Consider the following 25065-nt stretch of genomic DNA (forward strand, 5'->3'; position numbering starts at 1 on the left):
AKGATCGCAAAGGTACGCCGTTCTTAATATTATCTATAAATTAAATTTTACGGACAGGTTGATGGTACGTCCATCGATAGGGCCCCAGAGGGAGGCAAAGTTTGGATTACTTACCGGGCCGGTAAAGAGTGGAGCGTTTTTACCCTGACGTGCGTCAAAGATATTTTCACCATTCAGTACTACGGTGATATGCTCGCCAAATTGGCGGGAAATCATAGCCGCCCAGAACCAGTAGTTCGGTGTTTTCTGGTTGTTGTAATCGTATTGATTGCCAATCCAGCTGTTTTCAATGCCAAAGCGCCATTTCCCTTCTATTTCATATGCCAGGGTGCTGGCAAATTTATCCTGTGGCGCAAAAGGAATGTTTACAGATCCCGTGTTGTTGTAGCGGGAAACGGTGTGGTTATAACCGAGGTATAATTCCAGGTGGTCTAATGCAAAGCGGAGGTAAGTATCGGTACCGAGGCTATTGACCGCGTAGGGCATATTTTCCAGCAGGAGCATGTTTGAATGAGTGGTGCTGGCGACTGGCAATATTGGGTCTTTGATGTGCGTGTAGTAGAAGGCCTGGTTAAGGATCATTTCTACTTTGCCAAATGAGGTGCGGTAGTTGCCATCGAAGTTGATACCCTGACTTTTCTCAGATTTGATACCGGCGCTCAGTGGCAGCAGGTTGCGGTAGCCGATGGTTTGTGTTTGTGCCGTAAAGATAGCGGGTGATTTATACCCGGTACCGGCACTCAGGCGCAGCGAAAGGTCGTCGACTGGTTTGTATACAAAAGCGAGGCGTGGTAATACATACCATCCGAATACGTTGTGGTAGTCGGCGCGTAGTCCTGCTTCCGCGAGGAACTGATCAGTGATGTGGTAGCCATCCTGAATAAAGGCGCCCATGGTGTTGTAGGTGTAGTTGCCGAGCAGGGTGCTGTCGCCGGTAGCGCGGCGATAAATTTCGCCGGTGTTGTTGAGACCTGCTACCCAGTCGTGTTTGCCACTTTTTTTGTTATAAGAGGCTTCTGCATAGGTGCTGGTTTGATTACCCAGCAGTGCAAAGGTGCCCTGATCGTTTTGCAGGTGGAAGAAGCTTCCCACGCCTTTGATGGCGAGGGTACCGCCGCCCAGATTTTTGCGGGTAAACTGGAGGTCTACGCTATGCCGGTCGCTGTTATTTACCTCTGTGTATTGGTGAATATGATCGGCCTGATGTTCCAGTACCTGCATATCGCCACCTTCTCTTTTTTCGATGGTACCGGTGTAACCTGCTACCAGGGTGGTAAGCGGGTTGATGTACCAGAAGAAGCGGGGATGCAGGAGGTATTGGCGCAGGCGGGGTACATCACTGAAGCCGTCTTTGTTCACGTCTACCGGATTTTGCGTGGTTACACCGGCAAAGAGGGTGAGTCCTGTTTTGCCATAGCGTTCTGAATAGAAAGCATTTACGTTGGTTTCTTTCAGTGTGCTACGATTGGCAAGGATGGTGAGTTCCGGTTTGCTGCCGGGTGTTTTGGCCACGAAGTTGATGATGCCGGCAATGGCGCCGCCGCCATACAAGGTGGACACAGATCCTTTGATGATTTCTATTTGTTTGAGGTCCAGTGGGGGAATAGCAAGTACGCCGAAGTTGCCGCTGAGGCCTTCATATACGGGTACTCCATCGCGGAGCAGCTGTGTGTATTTACCATCCAGTCCCTGCATGCGGATGGCGTTGTTGCCACTCACTGCGGACGTGTTTTGAATATGTATCACGGATAAGTCGCCGAGAATGCTGGCTACGTTGCCGGGTTTGATACCACTTTCTTCTATCATTTCTTCTTTACCCAGTACTTCCACTTTCATGGGTAAGTCTTCAATGCGGCTGTTATTACGGGTAGAGGTAATGATGACTTCATTCAGATCGGACACTTTACTGATGGTGTCTGCCGGAGCAGGTTTGACAGTGTCTTTAACGGGGGCGGCTACACGATTTTGAGCGGCCAACGGAAGAGCTGCGCTGAGTACAGTAAAGGCTAGTAATATTTGTTTCATTTAACGGCGCTTATGGTTTACGGGACAAAGTAAAGCAGTGAATCTGGAGTAAATCTGAGCAATTATACGGTGATGGTAAAAGTATGTTGGTTATTGCTATAATCATAGTGGATGTTCAGGTGATAGGAATCTGCAATTTTTTTCACGATAGCGAGTCCAAGGCCATTGGAATTCGTATAGCCGGCAGATTGTTTTTTAAAGCGCTGAAACAGCATGGCGGCAGGGATTTCCGGCAACTCGCTGGTATTGCTGATGAGGAACGTATTTTCTGTAATCCGGATATCAATATTTCCTTCCCGGTAATTGTATTTGATGGCATTGCCCAACAGGTTACTGACGAGGATATCTGTGAGCGCCGGGTGCAGGGGCCAGGGGGCACTGTCTGTCATTTCTTTATGGATGCTGATATGCTTCTCCCGGATTAATTCTTCAAAAAGGAGTAAATACTTTTCTATGACGGCACAGAGGTCTGGCTGTTCCGTAACAGGGTATTGCTGATTTTCTATTTTAGCCAATAGCAATAGGTTATGATTAAGTCTGGATAAGCGTTGCAGCTCGTCATAGCTTATCAGGATGCCATTGAGTTGTGTTTCAGACAGGGTATCATCCTGCAGTAATAATTCCAGTTTGCTTTGCGCAATGGCCAGTGGTGTTTGCATTTCATGGGCAGCATCTTCCGTGAGTTCTTTGATGCTGGTATAGTCCTGATGAATGCGGCTGGTCATGTTGTTGAGCGCGCCGTTGAGCTGATTAAATTCGTGGGTATTGGTGCGGTCAAATACGGTGTTTTCCAGTTTATTCAGTTGCAGGCGTTGTATCTTATCGAGGGAGCGATAAAACGGGCGCCAGATGCTTCTGCTAATCAACCAATTGATGATCAGCACAAACAGCAGTAATCCACCGAAAGCGGTGAGCATAACGTAAGCTACGTTTTTGATCAGGTCATCTTTTTCGATGAGTGATTTGCGCAGGGTGAGTTCGTAGTTCTGGTTGTGCAGGGTGATTACCTGCGACAGCTGCCGGAAAGGAGCGTAACTATTTTCCGGTTCCTGGTAAATATTGATGCCTTTTAGTTTGTGTTTATGCTGTGCTGCTTTTTCTGTTGGCTGCAAATTAAACTCTGGTGTATGGATGCTGAACACGGGATTGTTAACGCTGGCGGTATCCAGGTAGCGCATCCACTGTAGTTTATCGTTGATCAGTTCTTCATCTGTTTCATGTTTTATCTCTTTATTAAATTTAGTATAGAAGAAGAAAGCGCCTGCGGTAAAAACAGGTAACATGATCAGCAAAAAGTACACGGTTGTTTTGGTCAGCAACTTCATGATAGCGGTGAATATTTATTTGTGAGGGCGGGGTTTATCCGAAGCGGTAACCGGTGCCATAAACCGTTTTGATATAATCTTCTCCGCCAGCTTCCAGCATTTTTTTACGGAGGTTTTTGATATGGGTATAAATGAAATCGTAGGAGCCGGCCTGGTCGTATTCATCTCCCCATAGATGTCCTGCCAGCGCGGATTTGGTGACTACCCGGTGTTGGTTAGCAATGAAATAAAGCAGCAACTGGTATTCTTTGCCGGTGAGGGTGATAGATTTATGGTGTATCAGCACTGTTTTAGAAGCCGGTTTTATCACAATTTCCTGGAAGCTGATGGTGGTATTGCCATCAAAGTTTTTGCGCCGTAAAATGGCGTTTACGCGGGCATTTAATTCAGATAGATGGAAAGGCTTGGTGAGATAATCATCTGCGCCGAGTTCCAGGCCACTGAGTTTATCTTCCAGTGAATCTTTGGCGGAGATAATAATGATGCCTGCTTTGGATTCCAGCATTTTCAGTTCTTTTACCACATCCAGCCCGTTGCCGAAAGGGAGACCAATATCCGCTACAATACAATCGTAGTCAAATTCATTGACTTTATCAATGGCCTGGTTAAAGTCGGCGGCCAGTTCACAGATATAGCCCTGGTGTTCCAGATATTCCTGTATACTGTTTCTGAGCGCGGGTTCATCTTCTATAATCAGCACTTTCATGGGCTAAAAATAGGGATAATTCCTAAAGGAATTCTGTAGTGACGGTGTTGAGCCGTATACAAATGGGGAAACGGTGCCAACCATTGCTAAATGGTTTTTCTCCTAAAAAGTAAAACTATGCATGCACGCGTTTCGTACATACATGCATTACGGAGATCAATTTAATCATGCAGGCATTATTATGAATTCTTACTTTAAAATGATTGCAGATAGTATATGGTTAAAGAAGTTGCCCGAAGAGCCAACAGTAACCAGGCGCGTAACAGACGAAGAAACCAAAGAGCTGATTGCTTTAATGGACAATATACCTAACGCCAGATCAGTAGCAGCCGTTTACCAGAAAATGATGAAGTCAGGTCACCGTTTCAAAAGTGGTGATCCCGGCAAACGTTGGCTGGAACTGGAGCAGATGGTGCTGAACAGAGATGAGCGGCGCAAGGGAAACCGGCGTAAAGTTATTTGGATGTTGGTGGTGTTTGCCTTGATGGGTATTGCGTCTTACCTGGGTGGAGTATACTTGTTAACGAAAGGTAAATACCTGGGTGTACACGTAGTCAGATAAGTGTGAATAATACGCTTGTTTCATAATGATAGATAATAACCAGGCTGATTAAAAAGAATACTTTAATCAGCCTTTTTTTATGCCCGTTATTTTCTTTCCGGCATGGTTACACTGACTGGTATTTCATTGCGTAGCATTTTCGCCGCTTCTCCCGTTAACCATAAATAATGATCCGATGGTTTTCCATCCAGGTCAATAAATGGCGTGGTATTGCTTACGGGTGGCTGGTTAGTGGTTTTAAAAATGGCCGTTGCTTCATTTACTTCATCGAACATCGCTACATAGAGCATATCCGCACCGGCGCTGAGGGAGGTGGTGATTTGCTGCCAGTAGAAACGCCCGCCTTGTCTGGGGATAGAGCCTGATGGTTTTACATCATCCGGAAATTCGTAGCGGCTCAGGTTATGCCAGCTGAAGCCGGGATATACGCAGGGTACATATTCCACTTTGTGGGCGCGGCACCAGGCCAGATCGGCGATGGTATTGTCGCGGAACCGGTCCATGTCGTTGTGTAGCAACGGAGAATAACGTTGTACCGTCCACGGTAATACGATATCGGCTTGCTCGATCAGCGTATGCAGGTAGGGATCGGGAAGACAATCTGCTTGTAACGTACGCCAGGCGGTGGGGACGCCCAGCATCACCGCACAACCTCCGTATACCGGATCATTTTTAAGAAAATTGATCAGCCGATCCAGGCCAATATTACGAAGTTGGTAGGGCCGGTCCGGAAAACCAATACCCCAGATAGCGACTACCGGTTTACCATTTTCCTGCAAATACGTTTTGTTGCCTGGTTGATTGGTGACGTTCAGCTGATCTACCAGGTATTTCCAGTCTTCGATAATAGTGGAACAATCTTCCCCGGACGCTTTCAGGCCGGAGAGGTCGTACATAACGGCAATGGCTCTTTTATATTTCGAGGCGGCGGCAAAGGCATTTTTGAGGATGGCGCCGGAGGTACTGTCGTGTCGTTTGGCATTGTTAAAAAAGCGTTGCATAAAAACGCCGTCGATGTTGTATTGCTGCATCCATTTGAAGTGGAGGTCTACCGTGCTTTTATCATAGGAGCTGAAGAAGCGGGCGGGTTGTCCGTTCGCGAGTTTAAACGGGGTGGCATATGTTTTTTCATATTCGCTGACATCGGGCCACATATCGATTCCACTGCGGTTTTCGTCGCCATAGGCATAATGTTGGGCGCCGGAGCCGTCGCCGGCGGCGCGAAACCAGCCCTGGTAGCCGGCCATGATTAATCCGTGGTAAGTGGGGTACTGTGACGCCTTGCTGTGTTTCAACTGTGCCAGGCCGGGTACTGCGAAGAGCAGCAGTAAAGCCGTTAAGATACGCTTCATATGAACTGTTTTTTAATAACGTGGAATGGTGGTGACCGTAAAAATTGGAGAACCCGGTGGGCCGGATTCTCCATAGGTTTTGCATTCACCTTTTGTTATTCCGGTATATCACACCGGAATAAGCTGCAAGTAAAGCGGATAGCCCTAATGAAAGCGTTAATAAAGCATTAACCGGATGGATTAATGGGCACTATGGAGACAAATTTTTTTAGCGATACAAGGGGAGCGGAATAACATTATCTTGGTTCAATATAACTATCCATCATGTTGAACCACACCCTCCGCTTTTTTTTCGGGTTATTGTTATTGACTGCTTTATCCGGCACGGCCACTGGTAAGCCGGCATTCAGGGCGTTGGTGTTGTATGAAAACGGCGGACATCATGTAGCCTTTTCTGCAGCGGCGCGTATATGGCTCGACCAGCTGGCGGCTACCCATCATTTTGAGGTGGAGTATATTCAAAGTCCGGATGTAATCACCGATGCATACCTGGCGCAATTTCAGTTGTTTATACAATTAGACTACGCACCGTATGGCTGGAAACCTGCTGCGGCAGCAGCTTTTGAGCGATATATCACGGACGGGCGCGGTGGTTGGGTAGGGTTGCATCATGCCACGTTGTTAGGAGAATTCGATGGTTTCCCTATGTGGAACTGGTTTTCCGGTTTTATGGGCGGCATTCGTTTCACCAACTATATCCCGGATTTTGCCGATGGCAGGGTTAAGGTGGAAGATAAAAAACATCCGGTGATGAAGGGTATTCCTTCTTCATTTATTATTCAAAAAGAAGAATGGTATACCTATGATAAAAGCCCCAGGAGTGAGGTGCGTGTGCTGGCCAGTGTAGATGAAGCTACTTATGTGCCGGCATCAGACCGGAAGATGGGAGATCATCCCGTGGTGTGGACCAATGAGCACATGAAAGCAAAGAATATCTACATTTTTATGGGGCATAGCCCTGCGTTACTGCATAACGCCGTGTATACGCAATTGTTACAGCAGGCTATTTTATGGGCGGCTGCGAAGTAGTATTTATTTACGCGTAAAAAGATCCACAGCAGGCCATGGTGTAGCTGTATTGTTGACCGCACCCCATAATAAACCATCGAGGTCGTTAAAGAAGCTGCCGTCTGTGCGGGTATTGCAAAGTATTACCCAGGTAAAGCCGTGATGAGAGCGAATAATTTCGCTGGCGGTGCCGGGCAGTGAACCGGCATGCCACCAGTTATGATAAGGATTTACGCCCCAGCCCAGGGCGTAGCCTGTATTAGCTTTGGAACCCGTTGTCATAGCGGTAATGGCGGTATTAGTGAGGATATCTTTGGGCGAAGGAAATCCGTCTATATGTACCAGCAGGCGGGCCAGATCAGTAGCGGAGGCAATCCATCCGCCATGTGCATCCATGCGGGTGATGTTGTAGATGTAAGGTCGTTCGCCATTTTGCCCATAATAGGTGACTTCGTTTGCTTTTTGTTGTGGACGGGTGTTGCCGCCGATCTGCATATCGTTGATGCCGCAGGGTTGCAGGATAGCTTTCTTCACATAGGCCTCGTAGGGCATGCCGGAGACTTTTTCGATGATTCTACCCAATATGCAATAGCCGAAGTTAGAGTAGGCGAATACTTCGCCGGGCGTATTTTTCAGTGGTTGATTCATGATGGTCCATGAAATCAGTTCATCAGCCGACAGGTTGGGGTGGCTAAACATCGGATCGGTGCTGTTGTTCGTCCAGCCGCCGGCGGTGTGTTGTAGTAGCTGTCGTACCGTGATTTTCCGCAGATTTTCCGGATACGGCGCCTGTCCGTATGCGGTGCCGAGTACGCCTTTTTCCCCAAACACGGTGGCGTCGAGGGAGAGTTTCCCGACATCCACTAATTTTAGTATAGCCGTGGCCGTTATGCATTTAGATACGCTGGCAATACGAAAGAGGCTATTGGTAGTTACGATTGTTTGTTGTGAAGTATCCGCATAGCCATAGCCTTTGGCGTATACCAGCTTACCATGATGGGTAACAGCGATGGCCATACCGGGAACGTGGTATTGGGTCATGAAGGCGTTGACGGTACTATCTATGGCCGGCAGACTTTGTGCAGTGGCGAATGTGGTAAAGCAGAGTAATATCCAGAGCGGTATAAGGTAGCGTGTCATTGTTTTAAGGTACAAAAATATTTCCTTCGAGATAGGTTTGGCACTGGCCACCAATGAATACGCGATCGCCGGCATCCACGCAATACAACTTTCCGGTTCTTTGAGATACCTGTAGTGCGATCATTTCTTTTTTATCTAGTTGTGCACTCCAGAAGGGGATGAGGGAGCAGTGGGCAGAGCCGGTAACAGGATCTTCGAGGATGCTGGCCTGTGGCGTAAAGAAGCGGGACACGAAATCTACTTCCTTTCCTTTTGCGGTGACGATAATACCGCCGGGGTCCAGATTGATTTGGTCCAGTATGGATTTATCTGGTTGCAGCTGGCGTACAATATCTTCATCGTGGTATACGAGTATATAGTCGCGTGCTTTCAATACCTCCATGGGATATACGCCGATGCCTTTGAGTATTTCCGGTGGCAGAGATGCGGTGGTAGCGGGCCTTGCCGGGAAGTTGAGCGTGAGCAGGTGGTTATTTTTGCTGACGATCAGCGGGCCGCTTTGCGTATGAAATGTGATTTGGTGGAAGTCCCACCCCAGGTGATTGAACAGCACATGTGCGGTGGCAAGGGTGGCATGTCCGCAGAGATCCATTTCTATTTCGGGCGTAAACCACCGGAGTTCATAATGCCCGGATTGTGCGGTGGGCAGGAAGAAAGCGGTTTMCGGCAGGAAGTTTTCGGCGGCAATTTTTTGCAGTATACCGGTGGGTAACCAGGTTTGCAGCTGACATACTGCGGCTGGGTTGCCGCGGAATAATTCGTCTGTGAATGCGTCTACCTGGTAAATGGGTATATGTGGCATGACATGGGTTATTTACGAAGCCCTAAAGTTATCGCTTTTTTATGGGTGCGGGTGCGAGGTAGGGTGATGGCCCAGAAAGCGAGTCCCATGGCGCTGATGGCGGCACCGAGTATGCATACGCCTGTCCAGCCCGCGTGGGCATACGTGGTCGTTGCTGCAATGCTGCCGATGCCGCTGCCGATGGAGTAGAAGAGCATGTATCCGGCTACCAGTCGGTTTCTGGACTCCGGTCGGATTTGATAGATAATACTTTGGTTGGTGACATGCACCGCTTGTACAGCAAGGTCCAGCAAGATGATACCGATAATGAGTGCGGGAAGGTAGCTGGTTGTAAAGCCCAGTGGTAGCCAGGAGAGTAGGAGTAAGGTGAGTGCGGTGCCGGTAGTCCATTGGCTGCGGCCCTGATCGGCCAGTTGTCCGGCTTTGGTAGCGCCGAGTGCGCCGGCAACGCCGATGAGTCCAAACAAACCGATTACGGTATGACTGAATTCATAAGGTGGTGCGCTGAGGGGAAGTACCAGGGAGGTCCATAATACGCTGAAGGCGGCAAATATAAATCCGGCGAGGATGGCGCGGGTACGAAGTATTGGCTCCTGTAGCAGCAATTGAAAAACGGAGGCCAGGAGTTTAGGATAGGTCGTTACTGTTTTGTTTGGGTCTTCCCGGGGAAGCACGCGGAACAGGGCGATGGCGGTGAGCAGCATGAGTGTGGCAGAAAAAAGATATACCGCTCTCCATCCTGCAATATCCGCCAATGTGCCGGAAATGGTGCGTGCCAGCAGGATGCCGAGTACTACGCCGCTGGTGACTAAGCCCACCATGCGGCCGCGTGCAGCTGGTGCAGCGAGTGTAGCGGCATAGGCTACCAATGTTTGGGTGACTACCGCCAGCATTCCTACCGCCGCCATTCCGGCAAAGAAGAACAGGCGGTTGGGCGCCCAGGCTACCAGGCCGAGTGCGGCCATGGCAAGCAGCAGCTGGGTGACAATTAGTTTGCGGCGATTGAACAGGTCGCCCAGCGGGAGCAGCAGTAATAGTCCGGCTGCATAACCGGTTTGCGTAATGGTGACGATGATACCTGCATCGGCTGCCGGGATGTGCAGATCCTGGCTCATAGTGTTGAGCAGGGGTTGCGCGTAGTATACATTGGCAACGGCGCACCCGCTGGCGATGGCAAATAGTATGGCGGTGGCGGTAGTGAGTGGTGTGGTTTTTTCCATGCTAATGAATTTATATTGTACTAAATGGTACAAAATTAAGTAAGCGTTTATCTGATGCGATTAAAAGGAGTCTTTCGATTAATCCAGGATTTTTAACTGCATTTCTATGAGTTCCCCGAGGGTTTCATTATCGGGATAGATCCGGCGGGTAATACCCAGTCCGTTCCAGTTGTTGAGTAGTAAACGGGCCAGCAGTGCGGGATCTTGTTTAGTATGCAGTTTGCCCAGCTCTTTGCCGCGGAGCAGGGCCTGATGGAAGAGTCCTTCCAGTTCCTGCAGGTGATGGGCGGCTTTTTTCATCAAAAGGGCGTCGGTGTGTGATAATTCTGCTACCGTATTTCCCATGATACAGCCGCGTTGGTGTATTTTTTTGGGGCTGAGGGTAATGCCGCGAAAGAACTGCCGGATATATTCGATTGGGTCAGTTGCTTCGGCGATTTCTTTTTTAAACCGGGTGATGGCTCTTTCACTGTTTTGGGTTAGGGCTTTTTCGAACAGTTCTTTCTTCCCTCCTTTGAAAGCGAGGTAAAAACTGCCTTTGCCGATGCCCATTTCTGTCAACAGGTCTTCTGTAGAAGTGGCTTCATATCCTTGCCGCCAGAAAAGATCCGCCGCTTTATCGATCACTTCGTGCTCATCAAATATCTTGGGTCTGCCTGACATGGGTGTATGATTTTAGGGTAAAGGTATATTCTTTACCAAATAGTACAAAATTTATTTCCAATGTTGAAAGCTTGATACAGACGAATACAACATTGGAAATAAAGTGGTTAGTGATGCGGGGTTTGTGGGTGGAGGAGTTGGAACAACGCTTTCTGCAAATCATCATTGTGAAGGTTGTTCAACGCCTCGGTGGCGATTTCGTAGAAGGCTGTTTTTTTGCCTAATACGCCAATCACAAACGTGTGTCCAGCTTGTACTGGTTCACCTGTTTGAGGGTGCTTTTTAGATAGTGTCACCACTACGTCTTTGAATTTTGACATTTAGTGAATGTAACAAAAAAAAGTGGATTGGTGGGGAGGAATGCGGAATATCTGTATTTTACTGTATGACATTAAGCAAGCGGGCGCGATTTGAAGGCTGTATTTTAGCCGGCGCCATTGGTGACGCCTGGGGGAGCTGTTTTGAAAATACGCCTTCCCGCGATGATTCACGTACTTTTTACCTGGGGAAAATAACCCCTCCACCGCCTCGGTGGCTATTGACCGATGACACGTGGCTCACGCTGGCTACCTGCGAAGTATTATCTCTCGATAAAAATACAGATGCGCTGGCTGCACAATTCCTGCAGTACTTTAAAGCCGGTAACATCGTGGGCATTGGCGCCAGCACTTTAAAAGCCATGCAGGATTTAGCAGCGGGTATACATTGGCGTTATGCCGGCAGTAAAGGCGAATATAGCGCTGGCAACGGCGCAGCTATGCGTATTGCCCCCTTTGCATTTTGGGATAGCCGTTCCCGTGAGGATATCAGAGACGCCTGCAGGATCACTCATCAGCATGAGGAAGCTTATATCGGTGCACTGGCGGTGGTACTTGCCATACAGGCTGCATTGATGGGTACCTGGACCACCACCACCCACCTGCTCGATTTACTCATTCCACAACTACCGGATACGCGTATACGGGATCGGCTGATGGAGATACAGCAGTTGGGAAATACAGCAGGCATAAAGGATGTAGCGGCTCTGGGGAATAATGGCTATGTAGTTAACTCCGTTCCCCTGGCCTTGTTTGCAGCGTCGAAGGTAGCGCAGACCGGGATGCAGGAAATGTTTGAAGGGCTCATGGCAGCAGGTGGGGATACAGATACCAATGCTTCTATCGCCGGACAGGTAGCGGGCGCGCTATTGGGACCAACAAAAATTCCGGCCACGCTGTTACAAAAGTTACAATCGTTGCCGGAATATGTATATATAGATCGGGTACTACAGCATAGTTACCCTAAGTCGCATTAACTAACTCTCACCCCATGTAGCAGCTTCTCCATCGCATTTTGTAGCGACCCAGCGCGGGTCACTTCTCCCGAATTCACAAAATATATTTCATCTGCATTCTCAATGGTATTCAGTCGGTGTGCAATAATTACGCGGGTGGTGGTATCCGGCAATTTCTCCAGGATTTCGCCCAGTAATTGTTCGGTTACCGTATCAATATTAGCGGTAGCYTCATCCAGGATCAGCAGGTCTGGTTTGCGGAGCACTGCGCGCATAAAGGCGATCAGCTGTTTTTGACCCAGGCTGACACCATCGCCGCTGGCGGCTACTTTTGTTTCCAATCCTTCTTCAAAGATGGCCAGCAGTTTTTCCAGGTTGGCTTCTTTGATCACTTCCGTCAGTTGCTCGTTAGAATAGTCCTTGTAATGCGGATTGCCGTACAGGATATTTTCTTTTACGGTACCGGTGAATAAAAATGGTTCCTGTAAAATGAATCCTATTTTTTGAGAACGTTCATTGGCATCATAACTACGGATGTCTTTCCCATTCAGTAATACGGAGCCTTGTGTGGGATCATAGAGGCGCGCCATGAGAGATGCGGTGGTGGTTTTACCGCCACCAGTGGGGCCTACCAGTGCATAGGTTTTTCCTTTTTCCAGGATAAGACTGATGTTATGCAGTATTTCCCTGCCTTCCGGATAGCCGAAGTGTACGTGTTTGAATTCCAGCAAAGGTGCATTGGGAGCAGGAGTAGCAGTAGCCGGTACGGTGATCAGGTCTGTTTCCAGCGCCAGTATTTCAGAAATACGATCCCATCCGGCCATGGCCACCTGGAAGTTAGCCCAGAGGGTAGCAAGTTGTCGTAATGGGTTATAGAAATAGTTAGCATATGCAAGATAGCTCACTAAGAGTCCTATCGTGAATTCGCCCTGTGAAATCAGGTAGATACCGCCGGAGAGTACCAGCAGCTGCGCCACGCTGGCACACATGGCATAGAAAGGTAAAAACACGTTATTCGCTAAGCCTGCGCCAATGGCTGTTTCATAGTTTTTAGTGTTGGCTTCGTTAAAGCGTTTTCTAAAATAATCGCGGCGGTTGAAGGCAACGATCACTTTAAAATTGCTCAGACTTTCCTGGATTTCCGCACTCATGCCGCCCACTGTTTTCATACTGGCCGCATTCTTTCTTTTGATCCAGGGAGATAGTACCCGGGTGAAAATAAGAATGAGCAAAGCCGGCGCCAGTGCGGCAATACCGATTTTATAGTTGATGATGATCAGGAAAACACCAGCGCCAATCATCATCATAATGTTACCCACAAACTGCATCAGTGATTGAGAGAAAAACTGGTTGAGTTTATCTGTGTCGTTGTTGACACGGGAAATGAGATCGCCTGCCTTGTTCTGATTAAAGAAGGCTACTGGCAGCTGTTGTATTTTACTGAAGATGGAATTGCGCAGGGTAAAGAGGGTACGCTGACCTACACCTCCCATCAGTTTGGTTTGGAAGTAACTGGTGAAAAATGCCACCACATACATACAGAGGAGAATGCCGGAGAACACCAGTACGCCATGATATTGTTTCTGCACTACATAATGATCCACGGTATAACCAATCAGCAAAGGGCCGGACAGGTTAAGGGTAGCATTCACAATGATGGCCAGCAACGCAATGTACAGGTTCTTTTTTTCATGCGTGATGAGTTGCAGCAGGTTTCTGAATGCAGTATAGTTGGATGTTTTATGTTCCTTCCCGGTATATTTATTAAGATTGTAATTCATAGTTGCTGGTACTTTGTTGGGAATTAAAAATCTGGATGTACTCCGGGCTGGAATTGATCAGTTCATGGTGCGTACCGCTGGCAATAATTTCGCCTTGCATGAGCAGGATGATCTGGTCGTAATGCGTTACGGAGGCAATCTTCTGCGTTACTGACAGCAGGGTGATGCCCGGGTAGGCCGACTGTACATTATCCAGTATTTTCTTTTCTGTATTGGTATCTACTCTGGCGGTGAAATCATCCAGCAGCAGAATGGTAGGATTCATGGCCAGCGCGCGCGCCAGCATCAGGCGTTGTTTTTGTCCGCCGGAAAGACTGGTTCCTCTCTCTGATACGATGGTTTCCAGTTTTTCGGGAAGTGTGTCTGTGAAGTCCCGCAGTGCTGCGGTATCCAATGCTTTTTCCATGGCGGCATCGCTTACGGTATCATTGAAGGCGATGTTTTCGCGGATACTGATGTTGAAGATGATGCTGTCCTGGAATACGAAGCCGATTTGTTTGTGAATGGCTTCGGAGTCGTAGGCTGTAACCGGCTGCCCGTCTAGCAGCACTTCGCCGCTATCTGGCTTTATGAGGCCGGTGAGTAAGTAAAGCAGCTGGGTTTTACCGGCGGCGGTAGGGCCTATTACCGCTACTTTCGATCCTGCTTTTACAGAAAAGGAAATATTTTTCAGCACTGGTTTCTGACCGTAGTTGACAGATACATTGTTGAATTGGATATCTCCCTTAACAGGGGTAGTAATGGTACCCGCGGGCATAATGTCGGGCATATTGATCACGGAGCTGATTCTTTGGTAAGAAGCAGATGCCTGGGCAATCACGTTACTCATAAATCCGATCACGAGGATGGGGAAGATGAGCATGGCGAGGTAGCTGTTGAACGCTGCAAAATCACCGAGGCTCATACTATTGGTGATCACGAAATGTCCGCCGAGGGCGAGGATGATGAGTCCGGCAATGCCAGCGGTAAAGGTGATCACGGGAATCAGTCCGGCGAAGAGGCGGATAATGGTCAGGCCAAAGTTCATGGCTTTGGTGTTGGCATCGAGGAATTTTTCATATTCCAGCTGCTGGGAATTGACCACGCGGATAATGGCGGCGCCCAAAATACTTTCGTTGATGACTTTATTGAGCCAGTCCATGACTTCCCTGCTTTTCATGAACACGGCTCTGACTTTGCGCAGTACCAGGAAAAAGGTGATGCCAATTACCGGGAGGGTGGCAATGACTGCCAGCGCCAGTTTCCAGTTGATGGTAATCAGCAATATGCTGGCGCCGATGATGACGAACAGCGAAGATACCAGCGACACGATGGCCTGGGACACAAATAATTTGATGGAGTCTACATCTGCGATCAGGTTGGTGAGCAGGCGCGAAGGGTTGGCTTGTTCCACCCAGGCGTAGCTTTGGCCGGATATCTTATTAGATATTTGTGTGCGCAGATTCCGGGCTACTTTTTCAGATACATATGTTTGTATGATATTCTGAAGATAGGTGAACACCAGGATAACGATAATGGCGACGCTGAATTTTATCAGCAACGGATTGAGCTGAAATGTGCCGTGTTCGTAAGCATCGATGCCATTTCCGATAATTTTAGGGAGCCATAAATTGAGGCCATTACTCAACAGCGTAAACAGTATCAGCAAACCGACCATTCCCATGTATGGCCGTAGCAAACTGAATATGCCGGCTTCTTTCTTTTTAGTACCAGCTTCTTGTTTCATCTTACCAGATATATGTTTTGCAGGGTGTGTGGCTAAAAAACAGGATTTCCTTTTTGAAGACGATTGTGTTCTGCAAATATTGTGGAAATATTTAGCAAGATATCACATTTTTTTAGCTGTGCACATCATTTATTTAAATGCATACAGCGGAGAATGCCCGTATTCTCCGCTGTAGCGTTGTTGTGTTAAATGCCGGCAACTGCCTGTTGTTTCTTGTCTGTGATAGCGGTAGCCAGCCATTGGAATTCGTCTATGAATCGTAGTGCCGATCGGGTGGTGATGTCACTGGTGAGTTCCTGTGCCTCGTTGAAGGCGCCGTAAACTTCGGGTACCAATAGTTTGGTGGGAAGCGGAAAGGCGCCAAGGCTGAGGATCACGTGTTGTAGTTGTGTAGCTGCATTGATACCGCCGAGTTTGCCCGCGCTGACGGTTACAATGCCCACTACTTTTCTCGAAAATTCGCTGTAAAAATAATCGAGTGCATTTTTCAATACCCCGGAGAAGCTGCCATGATATTCCGGGGTCACCATGATGACCGCGTCGGCGGCATGCAGGCGGTTACTTAAATCCTGCACTACGGCTGGTAGCTGCGGATGTTTACCTACGCGCTCTTCCAGCATGGGGAGCGGTGTGGCCGCCAGGTCTACCAGGTCAATATGGTGACCATKGCCCGTTAGTTTATGTTGCAGATAATGGGCAATCTTCTGGGATTGTCGTCCCTGACGGATGCTGCCGATGATGATCGCTATTTTCATGGAAGTAATGTTTATGTTTTAGTAGGCACATGCCGGTCTGGTACTGCAGGATAAGTCTGCAGCGCAAGCGTTGATTCATCAGTTATATTTAATCTTATCCCTCCGGAGGGCCCTGCCGGAGGAGTGATGCCGGAGTACCCCGCATACAGCCACTGCGCACGGTATACACGCGGCAGTACCGGTATGGCGGTACGGAACTATTCATCGTATTTCTGGAACAAAGATAGTATCTTTGCTGAATAAACCAAATAAACACTTTGTTTATTATGAATAATAGCTTTGCCGACAATGAGCGCGCGATATGGATACTTAAAACCAGGGGACCACAACCGCTGCAGACGCTGGCAGACGAGTTGAAGGTGACCATGGAAGGCGCGCGTTTTCAATTGCTCAAACTGGCAAATGAAGGGCTGGTCACAGCTACCACCGTATCAGAGGGCAGGGGCAGACCTAAACAAATATGGGGACTAACAGAAGCGGGCAATGCCCGTTTCCCTGATCGTCACCAGGACCTGGCATTGAAATTACTCTGCAACATGAGTAAAACACTGGCGCCGGAGATGATGGGACAGGTACTGCAAGCCACCGCGCAAAGTACACTGGAGAAATACCAGGAAGAGCTGAAAGACTGTAAAGACCTGGAAAGTAAAGTGATTTTACTGGCCGATCTACGCAAGCGCGAAGGCTATATGGCAGAATTTAAAAAAGAAGGTGCTACCTTTTGGTTGATAGAAAATCATTGTCCCATTCAGGCGGCAGCTAAATGCTGTGGCTATTTTTGCCAGATGGAGCAGGAAATTTTCAGTACGGTACTCGGGAAACACGCCGCTATTGTGCGGACAGAACATATCACCGACGGGCAACGCCGTTGTGTGTATGAAATTACCGCAAAATAATTTTTAGGGAGATGGATACCGGGATGTAGTTTTTTTGTTTCGGTCTGATGTAGCGATGACTCCTGAAAATGAGATATACCTATGGAAGCAATCATTTTTTGTGGCATTCAGGCCACTGGTAAATCCACTTTTTACAGACAACATTTTTTTGATACTCATTTGCGGATCTCGATGGATCAGCTGCATACCCGTAATAAAGAGGGGAAGTTGCTGGACTATTGTTTTTCCAGAAATGAGCAGCTATTTGCAGGAAGAAGAGGTGAATTTGTTCTATTGCAGGGGCATCGAAAGTTTAAAACTGCGCTGCGGAAAAGGAGCCTAACAGCTCATTTATCCTGAATATCTTCCTATGTTTAGCGCTTTGAATACGTATTCCTTATAGCTGCTGCCAATAGGCAGTGAGATGTTGTGTATTTCTAGACTGGCGGCCGTAAAAGAAGTGATATTAGATACGCTTACAATAAAGGAGCGGTGTACCCGGAGGAACCCTTTTCCTTCCAGCTCTTTTTCAAAATCACTGATTTTATATTTGGCGATGATCTCTCTTTCTTTGGTACACACTTTAATATAGTCTTTCATGCTTTCTACATACAGGATATCATCTATGTTGATCCTGAAAAATTTGTTGACCGACTTGATGTAGATGAAATTTTTTTCGCTGGAAGACGATACGTTAGATACCGTTTTATTACTGAGTCGCAGGAATTTTTCTATTGATTTGAGGAAGCGGTTAATGGTAATGGGTTTCAGCAGGTAATCAACGATGTCAAGGTCGTAGCCATCCAGGGCATATTCCCGGTAAGCTGTAGTAATGATCACGTTCGGGGCGCGCCGTAATGTTCTTAACAGGTCGATGCCGGATACTTTAGGCATTTTGATATCCAGGAATAGGAGGTCTATGTCCTTTGTATTCAGGATCTCCACTGCCTTTAACGCGTTATTGCAGGTGCCCACCACTTCAAAATTTTCCAATTGCTCCAGGTGTTTCTGCAATAACGAAATAGCCAGTGGCTCATCATCTACCAGTAGACATTTTATTTTCATAGTTGAATAGTCATAGACGCGATAAATAACCGGTCTGTTCGCTCAATATCTAAGATATGCTTTTTAGGGTAAATTAGCTCCAGTTGCTGCCGTAGATTTGGCAGACCTATCCTTTTGCCATGATGGTGGAGTGCGTCGGGATCATAAGTGTTTTTCACGGTAAACTGGAAGAGGGAGGTGGTAGACGAGAGCGTGATGTCTATCATCGGGTCGTAAATACTTTCACTTGTCCCATGCTTAAAAGCATTTTCCACTATGGTGAGCAGGAGCATCGGAGCAATGTTGCAGTCATGGTCACATGACGTTTGAAAGTGTACCTGCAGCTGGTTGTTATACCGTAGTTTCTCCAGTTCTATATAGTTCCTGAGCAGATTAACCTCATCAGACAGTAGTACAAATGGCGCATTGCTCCGGTAAAGTACGTGGTCCAGTATTTCTGACAAGCGCTCAATGGATTCGGATGTTTTCGCCGACTGGGAAATAGACAGGGAATAAATGTTGTTTAATGTATTGAACAGAAAATGCGGGTGGAGTTGATTTTTAAGCATCTGCAATTCTGCCGCGGATTTTTCTTTTTGAAGCTCCAGTGATTGCTGGGCTATATCATTTTGATCTTTCAATGATTTGATCAGGAGAAAAATGAGGGCTACAGAAAAGTTCCTGAAAAAATAAACGTATACCAGTTTGGAAACATTAGTAGTGATATTCAATAAGTTTTCACTCTGTTTGGGTGGCACACCAGATAAAGGCTCCTGGATATAGATAGTAATCACCCGTGACAATACACAGATGATGTACATGCCCGCTATGAAAGTGAATAACACCAGCGGGTATTTTTTCAGCTGGAAAAGACGCGGAATAATAAAGTATGCCAGGAAATACGATGTCATTACCTGTGTGGCAAGGGTTAAGCCGTTATATATGTAGGTGTTCCATGAAAGCCAGTTTTCCCGGTAATTATAATTCCTTTCTTCTGTGGAGATCAGTAATACGCCCAGCCAGAAAAATATATGGGTTAACACCCGGTGGTGCTTATGGAACTTGTTTATTCTTCCAAGTAAATTCATAATGGTAATAAAGATAATATTTATTTATCTAATTTGTTTCGGGGAATTTGAGGGTCCGGTATCCCTTTTTTTGCCGAAAAAGCGAGCGTATTTTTGCGAACGAAAAGTAAAATGTTTCCGGAAACCGATTACAGGATGAATATCGTACTGTTCATAATTTGGTAACACAGAACCCTCTGTCAAGCGTGGTTTCGGGTTTTGTCTTCTTTTCGTAAAAACCGCAATAGGATTACGTAGTAATACTATTGGCAGGCTTTTTATTTTGATTTACCTTTAAAAAAATGATTCGTAAAACCATTGTTATTGGTTCCCGTAGAACTTTAACGCATGTTTATTAACCAGCTTTTTGAGCAATGTCGGATAAGAGTTTGGTCTTAAAGCCCTTTGGAGTAAATTGTTTTCGCTTTTTACCCTAAACCCTGGATTTTAGTGTTGCCCGCGAATTCAATTGCATCTATCCGGACCTGCCACGTGGTTATGCGCGATCAGGTGAAGCCAAGAGTGCAGGAATTTTGAGGATGATTATTAGTTAACAACGAGGCGATAGTCAATTACAGGCTGCGGCCAGCAGCAATTTGTGTAACATTTATTTTCTTAGAGTGCTGTGTGTGTCACTTGCAGTAGCGATAGCTCTGCCCCGAAATGAGCGATAGTTAAGGAAATTCCCCAATTTGAAAGGATACCCTGATAAAATAGATCAAAGCAATCACAACGAGACCACTCAAGTTAAATATGCTGACTGTCACAAAAAAATATCCGGACATATTTCAGCTGAAAACGTAACGACTATAACATCTCTGACTGTTTGCTACGGCCGCTGAAATACAGCACCGTGTGAATCCTATTTTTTACCGCTGATTATGATAACCACTACCACACTTCAATTCCTTAAATCGAAGCCAATGAAGAACTTTAACGCTGGATGGTACCTGGTCTACACACGCCCTCGCCATGAAAAGAAAGTAAATGATTTACTTACTGCAATGAACATCAAATCTTTCCTTCCCACCAGAAAGGTTTTCCGACAATGGAATGATCGGAGGAAGTATATTCTTGAACCGTTATTTCCATCCTACCTTTTTATTTACCTGGAAACACCCAATGAGTACTTCCAGGTGATGAATATTGATGGTTGTCTCTATTATGTAAAATCCGGAAAAGAAATAGTCAGGGTCGATGCATCCATTATCCACGATATACAGCAAGCAGTTGATCATGCGAATGAAATGGAAGTTAGCCACCATTATTTTCAACCAGGAAGACGCCTTGTGATCTGTGAAGGCGCACTGTCAGGCCTTTCGGGAGAGGTGGTGGAACTTGACAATAAACAGAAATTGCTGATCCGCGTAAATCTCCTGCAGCGATGCATCCTTGTGTCATTGCCGGAAGAGCATCTGCTAGCCATCTAGTCTTTTTTCTTTCATATCGTCCCATGCAAATCTGAGTCATTTATGCAAGCCTCCAAGAAGAGTGTCATTGATCACCTGATCTTTTATGCCCGCTCGTGTCCAGACAAGACCGTTTTTTCTTTTACCGACAACGGTTTGGATATTACCCACCAAATATCATATCATCAACTCCTAAACAGCGTAAAATCGTTGGCCGTGCAGCTTGCCGGCCGGCAGCTCCACGGGAAAAGGGCCCTGCTCGTGTTTCACGATGTGGCTTCTTTTATCGTTTCATTTCTCGCATGCCAGTATGTGGGTGTTATTCCTGTGCCGGTATCGTATGGGAAAGGAACCCGTCAATATACCCGGCTGAAGAGTATTACAGAAGATGCCAATGCATCGGTGATTCTTTGCACACTCACCATTGCCAATCACCTGGAAAAGGAAATGAGCAGTTTCCTCACCGAACGCCACGTCAATTTATTACTCACCGGGTATGACCCGTCAACAGATAATTCCGGACTTCACATCGAACCGGTTTTTCACCCTGTCGCATTTATACAATATACTTCCGGCTCTACAGGCCAGCCCAAAGGCGTAATCATTTCTCAGGAAAACCTGTTGCATAACCAGCAGCTGATCAGAGAAGCATTTGGTTGTGATGAAGCATCCCTCATTTTTTCCTGGCTTCCTTTTCATCACGATATGGGGCTTATCGGGAATATCCTGCATACCATTTACATCGGCTGCACTTGCGTACTGATGTCACCTTTTAACTTTATGCAATCGCCGGAACGCTGGATAGAAGGGGTTTCCCATCACCGTGCCACACATAGCGGCGGTCCTAATTTTGCGTTCGATCTTTGTGTAAACAGGGTTGCCCCGGAAAAATTACCACATCTCAATCTCTCTTGCTGGAAAGCCGCGTTTAACGGTTCCGAACCGGTGAGATATGATACACTACAACGTTTTACCACACATTTCCGTTCGGCCGGTTTCCGGGCGGAAGCCTTTCATCCCTGCTACGGCCTGGCGGAAGCCACACTGCTGGTAGCAGGAATACCGTCATCCAAAGAGCAGCGGGTCATCTTCATAAAAAAAGAAAACAGTCAGATTCACCTTTCCAGTCAGGAAGATGCAGCTGCCAAACCAGTAGTAGGCGCAGGAAAAATCCCGGCAGGCATGGACGTAAAAATTGTTGCAACAGGCGGGGATATATGTGCAGCACTGGAAGAAGGGGAAATATGCATACACGGAAACAGTGTGACCACAGGATACTGGAATAAAGATAATACCAATGTGTTTTATCAGATAGATGGGAAACCCTATCTGAAAACCGGTGACCTGGGATTTATGTTTGAAGATACGCTCTATGTCAGCGGAAGAGCAAAAGAAATGCTGATTGTGCGTGGGCGCAATATCTATCCATATGACATAGAAGAAGCAATTGCAGAAAGTCATACTGCCATAGAAAACAATGGTGTAGCGCTTTTCAGTGAGGAGGAGTCATCCACAGCGTTGATCGTGGTAGCTGAAATAAAAAGAAGTCATTACCGCGGATTGGATATGGATACCGTGATAGCCACGATTCACAAAACAGTGGCTGGCCTTACCGGCTTGCACCTGCAAAATATTATACTCACTACGCCACTGGGTATCCCGCGAACTACCAGCGGAAAACTGCAACGCCTCAAATGCAGGGACTATTATCAACAGCAACTATTCAATGTGCTGGCTTCTGCACTGGAAATGCCGGCACCATCTATAAATGAAAGAGATCCTGTTTTACTGGCAGCAGTATTGCAAAACCCTGACCAGTACAACATCAACAGATATGTACAGGATCTCGTAGCCAGTAAACTGGGTAGCCACAAGATATTACCGTTAGATGAAAATGCGGAGCTGACCAGCCTGGGACTTGATTCTCTCCGGGCCATGGAGATGGTGAATACGTTGTGCCATGAACTGCATATCCAGCTGGATGTAGCACTGGTCCTGCAGGAAAATAGTCTGCGGCAACTGGTAGATGCTATCGAAAATTTTCTTTGGTTAAAAAATGAAAAAACTTCCGGTAAGGAAATTACGATATGAATACTTCAGAGATCATTGCAGCACTGAAACGATATAACATTGTTCCCAGACTGGACGGAGATCAGCTTAAACTGGTTGGTGAAACAGACACCTTACCGGACGCGTTGTTACAACAGGTAAGGATGGCTAAATCAGCTCTGATAGCCTTGCTGAAAAATGTGCATGCACCTGTTACTACTTTTTTAACACCGGTGCCGCTGCAGGAACGTTACCCCGTTTCTCACGCCCAACGGCGTTTATGGGTGCTCAGCCAGTTTGAAGGCGGACTGGAAGCCTATAATATTACAACACGGTTTTACCTGAAAGGAGAGCTGGTGCCCAGCCTGCTCAAAGCCGCATTTGAGGCGAGTATAATACGGCATGAAAGTTTACGTACCGTATTCACCAACACGGATGGCATACCGGAACAGGTGATCCTGGACAACATCACATTTGTGATGGAGGAGGAAGATATTTCCCTGCACACCGATCCCAAAGCAACATTGCAGATAGCCGCAGCAGCTTGCAGCCGATGGCAGTTCGACCTGGAAAATGGCCCGTTGTTGCGAGTGAAGTTATATCGTATATCGGCACAGGAACACGCGCTGATGATAGGCATTCATCACATCATCAGCGATGGTTGGTCGGTGGCATTGCTGATAAAGGAAGTGATCGGGAATTACCATGCGCTCTCTAATGAAAAACAACTGTCAGCGCGGCCCCTGGAATTGCAATATAAAGAATATGTACAATGGCAGGAGGCGGTCGTAAATGGCGATAAAGGTGCTGCTGCAGCTGATTTCTGGAAACAGCAGCTGACCAATCATATTGATCCGCTGGAATTACCATATGATTTTCCACGGCCCGATGTGCAGTCCTTTGAAGGTGGGGTCTCTAAATTCTATTTGGATGATCACTTCTATGCAGAAGTAGAAGACTTCTGTCAGCAATGGCAGGTGACGCCCTTTAACTTTTTTAATGCTACTATCGCTATACTGCTGCATAAATGTTCCKGGCAGCAGGATATTACGATCGGTGTTCCGGTAGCCGGACGACACCATTCTGGCCTGGAACAACAGGTAGGCCTATACGTTAACACGCTTCCATTCAGGATGCATGTGGACACACCCGATACTTTTCAGGAATTTTTGAAGCGGCTCACAGAACAGTCATTCCGTATAATGGCGCACCAGGACTACCCGCTGGACCGTATCGTGGACGATTTGCAGGTGCCCCGTGACACCGGAAGAAACCCCTTGTTTGATGTGATAGTGACCCTGCTGGATACCAGTACGGGTGATAGTAAATCGTATGACTTTGAACTGGAGCATCTTGACAGCTACCTGCAACAGGGTAACGTTATTACGCGGGAGCATGTTTTTGCCAAAACAGACCTCACTTTTACTTTTGGTAATGATCCCGGGAATCTTTTTTATCTGGAGATAGAATATGCATCGCGGCTTTTTGCAAAACACCGTATTCCCGGTTTTTTTCACTCCTGGCGTTATATTGCTGCACAGGTAATGCAGCAGCCGGCTATCCGGCTATCTGCTATAGCAGCAGCCACTGAAGCGGAGAAACAACTGGTACTACATGATTTTAATGATACGGCTGCTGCTTACCCGGAAGATAAAACATTGGTGCACCTGTTCGCAGAACAGGTAGCAAAAACGCCGGATGCGGTAGCACTGGTATTTGAAGATAGCTCCTTTACCTATGAGCAACTGGATGCATACTCCAACCAGTTAGCACATTACCTGCGCGGGCAATATGCTATTGTTGCAGATGACCTGGTGGGGGTGCAGCTGGAAAGAAGTGAACGAATGATCATTGCTTTGCTGGCGGTGCTGAAGTCAGGTGGGGCTTATGTTCCCATTGATCCTGACTTCCCGCAGGAACGTATTGATTATATCGTGTCCGACAGTAGTTGTAAAGTGCTGATTGATGAAGCGGAGCTGTTGCGTTTTAAAGCAGTGCAATCAGCATACAGCACCACAACGCCAGCTATTGTTAACCAGCCCCACGACCTGGCTTATGTGATTTACACTTCGGGTTCCACGGGTCGTCCTAAAGGCTGTATGCTGGAACACCGTGGTGTGGTGAACCGGTTGGAGTGGATGTGGCAGCATTACAATTTTACGTCTGCAGACATCATTTTACAGAAGACCACTTTCACTTTTGATGTATCGGTATGGGAACTGTTTCTGCCACTGTGCTGGGGCGCCCGTATGGTGCTCTGCCACAAAGATGATATCGGTGCGC

The 25065-nt window shown here is 47.0% G+C and carries 21 protein-coding genes; 7 read left to right on the forward strand and 14 right to left on the reverse strand.

The window, feature by feature from the left end; all coding sequences use genetic code 11:
* Positions 1-33: 33 nt before the first annotated feature.
* The 3 genes from AC1DFM_RS33950 to AC1DFM_RS33960 all read right to left on the reverse strand — a co-directional run bounded on the left by AC1DFM_RS33950 (position 34) and on the right by AC1DFM_RS33960 (position 4056).
* On the reverse strand, positions 34-2025 hold the full coding sequence (locus AC1DFM_RS33950) for a TonB-dependent receptor plug domain-containing protein (RefSeq protein WP_477081233.1): 1992 nt from the start codon (positions 2023-2025) through the stop codon (positions 34-36).
* A gap of 62 nt (positions 2026-2087) precedes the next feature.
* Positions 2088-3350, reverse strand: a complete 1263-nt coding sequence (locus AC1DFM_RS33955) for a sensor histidine kinase (RefSeq protein WP_477081234.1) — start codon at positions 3348-3350, stop codon at positions 2088-2090.
* A 34-nt stretch (positions 3351-3384) separates the two neighbouring features.
* Positions 3385-4056 (reverse strand): response regulator transcription factor, encoded by a 672-nt coding sequence (locus AC1DFM_RS33960; RefSeq protein ID WP_477081235.1) that lies wholly within the window; start codon positions 4054-4056, stop codon positions 3385-3387.
* 181 nt (positions 4057-4237) lie between these two features.
* On the opposite strand from AC1DFM_RS33960, the gene AC1DFM_RS33965 reads away from it, so the two are divergent.
* Positions 4238-4618, forward strand: coding sequence for a hypothetical protein (locus AC1DFM_RS33965; protein WP_477081236.1), 381 nt, complete (start codon positions 4238-4240; stop codon positions 4616-4618).
* A gap of 86 nt (positions 4619-4704) precedes the next feature.
* Here the strand turns inward: AC1DFM_RS33965 and AC1DFM_RS33970 are convergent, their stop codons facing one another.
* Complete coding sequence (locus AC1DFM_RS33970) at positions 4705-5970, reverse strand: glycoside hydrolase family 99 protein (protein ID WP_477081237.1); 1266 nt, start codon at positions 5968-5970, stop codon at positions 4705-4707.
* A 264-nt stretch (positions 5971-6234) separates the two neighbouring features.
* On the opposite strand from AC1DFM_RS33970, the gene AC1DFM_RS33975 reads away from it, so the two are divergent.
* The gene (locus tag AC1DFM_RS33975) at positions 6235-6999 is read left to right on the forward strand and encodes a ThuA domain-containing protein (protein WP_477081238.1); all 765 of its coding nucleotides are present in this window, start codon (positions 6235-6237) and stop codon (positions 6997-6999) included.
* Between the two features lie 3 nt (positions 7000-7002).
* Here AC1DFM_RS33975 and AC1DFM_RS33980 read toward each other — a convergent pair whose 3' ends face one another.
* From AC1DFM_RS33980 to AC1DFM_RS34000, 5 genes are all read right to left on the reverse strand, one after another.
* The gene (locus AC1DFM_RS33980) at positions 7003-8118 is read right to left on the reverse strand and encodes a serine hydrolase domain-containing protein (RefSeq protein ID WP_477081239.1); all 1116 of its coding nucleotides are present in this window, start codon (positions 8116-8118) and stop codon (positions 7003-7005) included.
* 4 nt (positions 8119-8122) lie between these two features.
* Complete coding sequence (locus tag AC1DFM_RS33985; protein WP_477081240.1) at positions 8123-8920, reverse strand: PhzF family phenazine biosynthesis protein; 798 nt, start codon at positions 8918-8920, stop codon at positions 8123-8125.
* An 8-nt stretch (positions 8921-8928) separates the two neighbouring features.
* Positions 8929-10140 carry an MFS transporter gene (locus AC1DFM_RS33990; RefSeq protein WP_477081241.1) on the reverse strand — a complete coding sequence of 404 codons (1212 nt, stop codon included), beginning with the start codon at positions 10138-10140 and terminating at the stop codon, positions 8929-8931.
* 78 nt (positions 10141-10218) lie between these two features.
* A complete protein-coding gene (locus AC1DFM_RS33995; protein ID WP_477081242.1) occupies positions 10219-10803 on the reverse strand; it encodes a TetR/AcrR family transcriptional regulator in 585 nt (194 codons plus the stop codon).
* Between the two features lie 107 nt (positions 10804-10910).
* Entirely contained in the window at positions 10911-11123 is a 213-nt protein-coding gene (locus tag AC1DFM_RS34000) for a hypothetical protein (RefSeq protein ID WP_477081243.1), read from the reverse strand.
* A 65-nt stretch (positions 11124-11188) separates the two neighbouring features.
* Here AC1DFM_RS34000 and AC1DFM_RS34005 point away from each other — a divergent pair, with 65 nt between their 5' ends.
* Entirely contained in the window at positions 11189-12097 is a 909-nt protein-coding gene (locus AC1DFM_RS34005; protein WP_477081244.1) for an ADP-ribosylglycohydrolase family protein, read from the forward strand.
* Here the strand turns inward: AC1DFM_RS34005 and AC1DFM_RS34010 are convergent.
* From AC1DFM_RS34010 to AC1DFM_RS34020, 3 genes are all read right to left on the reverse strand, one after another.
* Positions 12094-13857 carry an ABC transporter ATP-binding protein gene (locus AC1DFM_RS34010; protein ID WP_477081245.1) on the reverse strand — a complete coding sequence of 588 codons (1764 nt, stop codon included), beginning with the start codon at positions 13855-13857 and terminating at the stop codon, positions 12094-12096. The two genes, AC1DFM_RS34005 and AC1DFM_RS34010, sit on opposite strands and share 4 nt — an antisense overlap.
* Complete coding sequence (locus tag AC1DFM_RS34015; RefSeq protein ID WP_477081246.1) at positions 13841-15583, reverse strand: ABC transporter ATP-binding protein; 1743 nt, start codon at positions 15581-15583, stop codon at positions 13841-13843. Before AC1DFM_RS34015 ends, AC1DFM_RS34010 begins: the two co-directional genes overlap by 17 nt.
* 185 nt (positions 15584-15768) lie before the next feature.
* Complete coding sequence (locus tag AC1DFM_RS34020) at positions 15769-16338, reverse strand: NADPH-dependent FMN reductase (RefSeq protein WP_477081247.1); 570 nt, start codon at positions 16336-16338, stop codon at positions 15769-15771.
* A 266-nt stretch (positions 16339-16604) separates the two neighbouring features.
* Here AC1DFM_RS34020 and AC1DFM_RS34025 point away from each other — a divergent pair, with 266 nt between their 5' ends.
* A complete protein-coding gene (locus tag AC1DFM_RS34025) occupies positions 16605-17234 on the forward strand; it encodes a helix-turn-helix transcriptional regulator (protein WP_477081248.1) in 630 nt (209 codons plus the stop codon).
* Positions 17235-17564: 330 nt separating this feature from the next.
* On the opposite strand, the gene AC1DFM_RS34030 is transcribed toward AC1DFM_RS34025, so the two are convergent.
* Positions 17565-18278: a LytR/AlgR family response regulator transcription factor gene (locus AC1DFM_RS34030; protein ID WP_477081249.1), complete on the reverse strand. Its 714-nt coding sequence runs from the start codon at positions 18276-18278 to the stop codon at positions 17565-17567.
* A complete protein-coding gene (locus AC1DFM_RS34035) occupies positions 18275-19345 on the reverse strand; it encodes a sensor histidine kinase (protein ID WP_477081250.1) in 1071 nt (356 codons plus the stop codon). The genes AC1DFM_RS34030 and AC1DFM_RS34035 overlap by 4 nt, the downstream gene beginning before the upstream one ends.
* 902 nt (positions 19346-20247) lie before the next feature.
* Here AC1DFM_RS34035 and nusG point away from each other — a divergent pair.
* The 3 genes from nusG to AC1DFM_RS34050 form a co-directional block, all read left to right on the forward strand.
* Positions 20248-20754, forward strand: coding sequence for a transcription termination/antitermination protein NusG (gene nusG / locus AC1DFM_RS34040; RefSeq protein ID WP_477081251.1), 507 nt, complete (start codon positions 20248-20250; stop codon positions 20752-20754).
* A gap of 42 nt (positions 20755-20796) precedes the next feature.
* Positions 20797-22824: an AMP-binding protein gene (locus tag AC1DFM_RS34045; RefSeq protein WP_477081252.1), complete on the forward strand. Its 2028-nt coding sequence runs from the start codon at positions 20797-20799 to the stop codon at positions 22822-22824.
* On the forward strand, positions 22821-25065 hold a 2245-nt coding region (locus AC1DFM_RS34050; protein WP_477081253.1), incomplete at its 3' end, for a non-ribosomal peptide synthetase. The genes AC1DFM_RS34045 and AC1DFM_RS34050, both read left to right, overlap by 4 nt.

The organism is Chitinophaga sp. 05T412 (assembly GCF_056396465.1).

Coding starts and splice junctions, on each gene's coding strand:
- AC1DFM_RS33950 (WP_477081233.1), bottom strand. CDS start 2,025: ATGAAACAAATATTACTAGCCTTTACTGTACTCAGCGCAGCTCTTCCG.
- AC1DFM_RS33955 (WP_477081234.1), bottom strand. CDS start 3,350: ATGAAGTTGCTGACCAAAACAACCGTGTACTTTTTGCTGATCATGTTA.
- AC1DFM_RS33960 (WP_477081235.1), bottom strand. CDS start 4,056: ATGAAAGTGCTGATTATAGAAGATGAACCCGCGCTCAGAAACAGTATA.
- AC1DFM_RS33965 (WP_477081236.1), top strand. CDS start 4,238: ATGAATTCTTACTTTAAAATGATTGCAGATAGTATATGGTTAAAGAAG.
- AC1DFM_RS33970 (WP_477081237.1), bottom strand. CDS start 5,970: ATGAAGCGTATCTTAACGGCTTTACTGCTGCTCTTCGCAGTACCCGGC.
- AC1DFM_RS33975 (WP_477081238.1), top strand. CDS start 6,235: ATGTTGAACCACACCCTCCGCTTTTTTTTCGGGTTATTGTTATTGACT.
- AC1DFM_RS33980 (WP_477081239.1), bottom strand. CDS start 8,118: ATGACACGCTACCTTATACCGCTCTGGATATTACTCTGCTTTACCACA.
- AC1DFM_RS33990 (WP_477081241.1), bottom strand. CDS start 10,140: ATGGAAAAAACCACACCACTCACTACCGCCACCGCCATACTATTTGCC.
- AC1DFM_RS33995 (WP_477081242.1), bottom strand. CDS start 10,803: ATGTCAGGCAGACCCAAGATATTTGATGAGCACGAAGTGATCGATAAA.
- AC1DFM_RS34000 (WP_477081243.1), bottom strand. CDS start 11,123: ATGTCAAAATTCAAAGACGTAGTGGTGACACTATCTAAAAAGCACCCT.
- AC1DFM_RS34005 (WP_477081244.1), top strand. CDS start 11,189: ATGACATTAAGCAAGCGGGCGCGATTTGAAGGCTGTATTTTAGCCGGC.
- AC1DFM_RS34015 (WP_477081246.1), bottom strand. CDS start 15,583: ATGAAACAAGAAGCTGGTACTAAAAAGAAAGAAGCCGGCATATTCAGT.
- AC1DFM_RS34025 (WP_477081248.1), top strand. CDS start 16,605: ATGAATAATAGCTTTGCCGACAATGAGCGCGCGATATGGATACTTAAA.
- AC1DFM_RS34030 (WP_477081249.1), bottom strand. CDS start 18,278: ATGAAAATAAAATGTCTACTGGTAGATGATGAGCCACTGGCTATTTCG.
- AC1DFM_RS34035 (WP_477081250.1), bottom strand. CDS start 19,345: ATGAATTTACTTGGAAGAATAAACAAGTTCCATAAGCACCACCGGGTG.
- nusG (WP_477081251.1), top strand. CDS start 20,248: ATGAAGAACTTTAACGCTGGATGGTACCTGGTCTACACACGCCCTCGC.
- AC1DFM_RS34045 (WP_477081252.1), top strand. CDS start 20,797: ATGCAAGCCTCCAAGAAGAGTGTCATTGATCACCTGATCTTTTATGCC.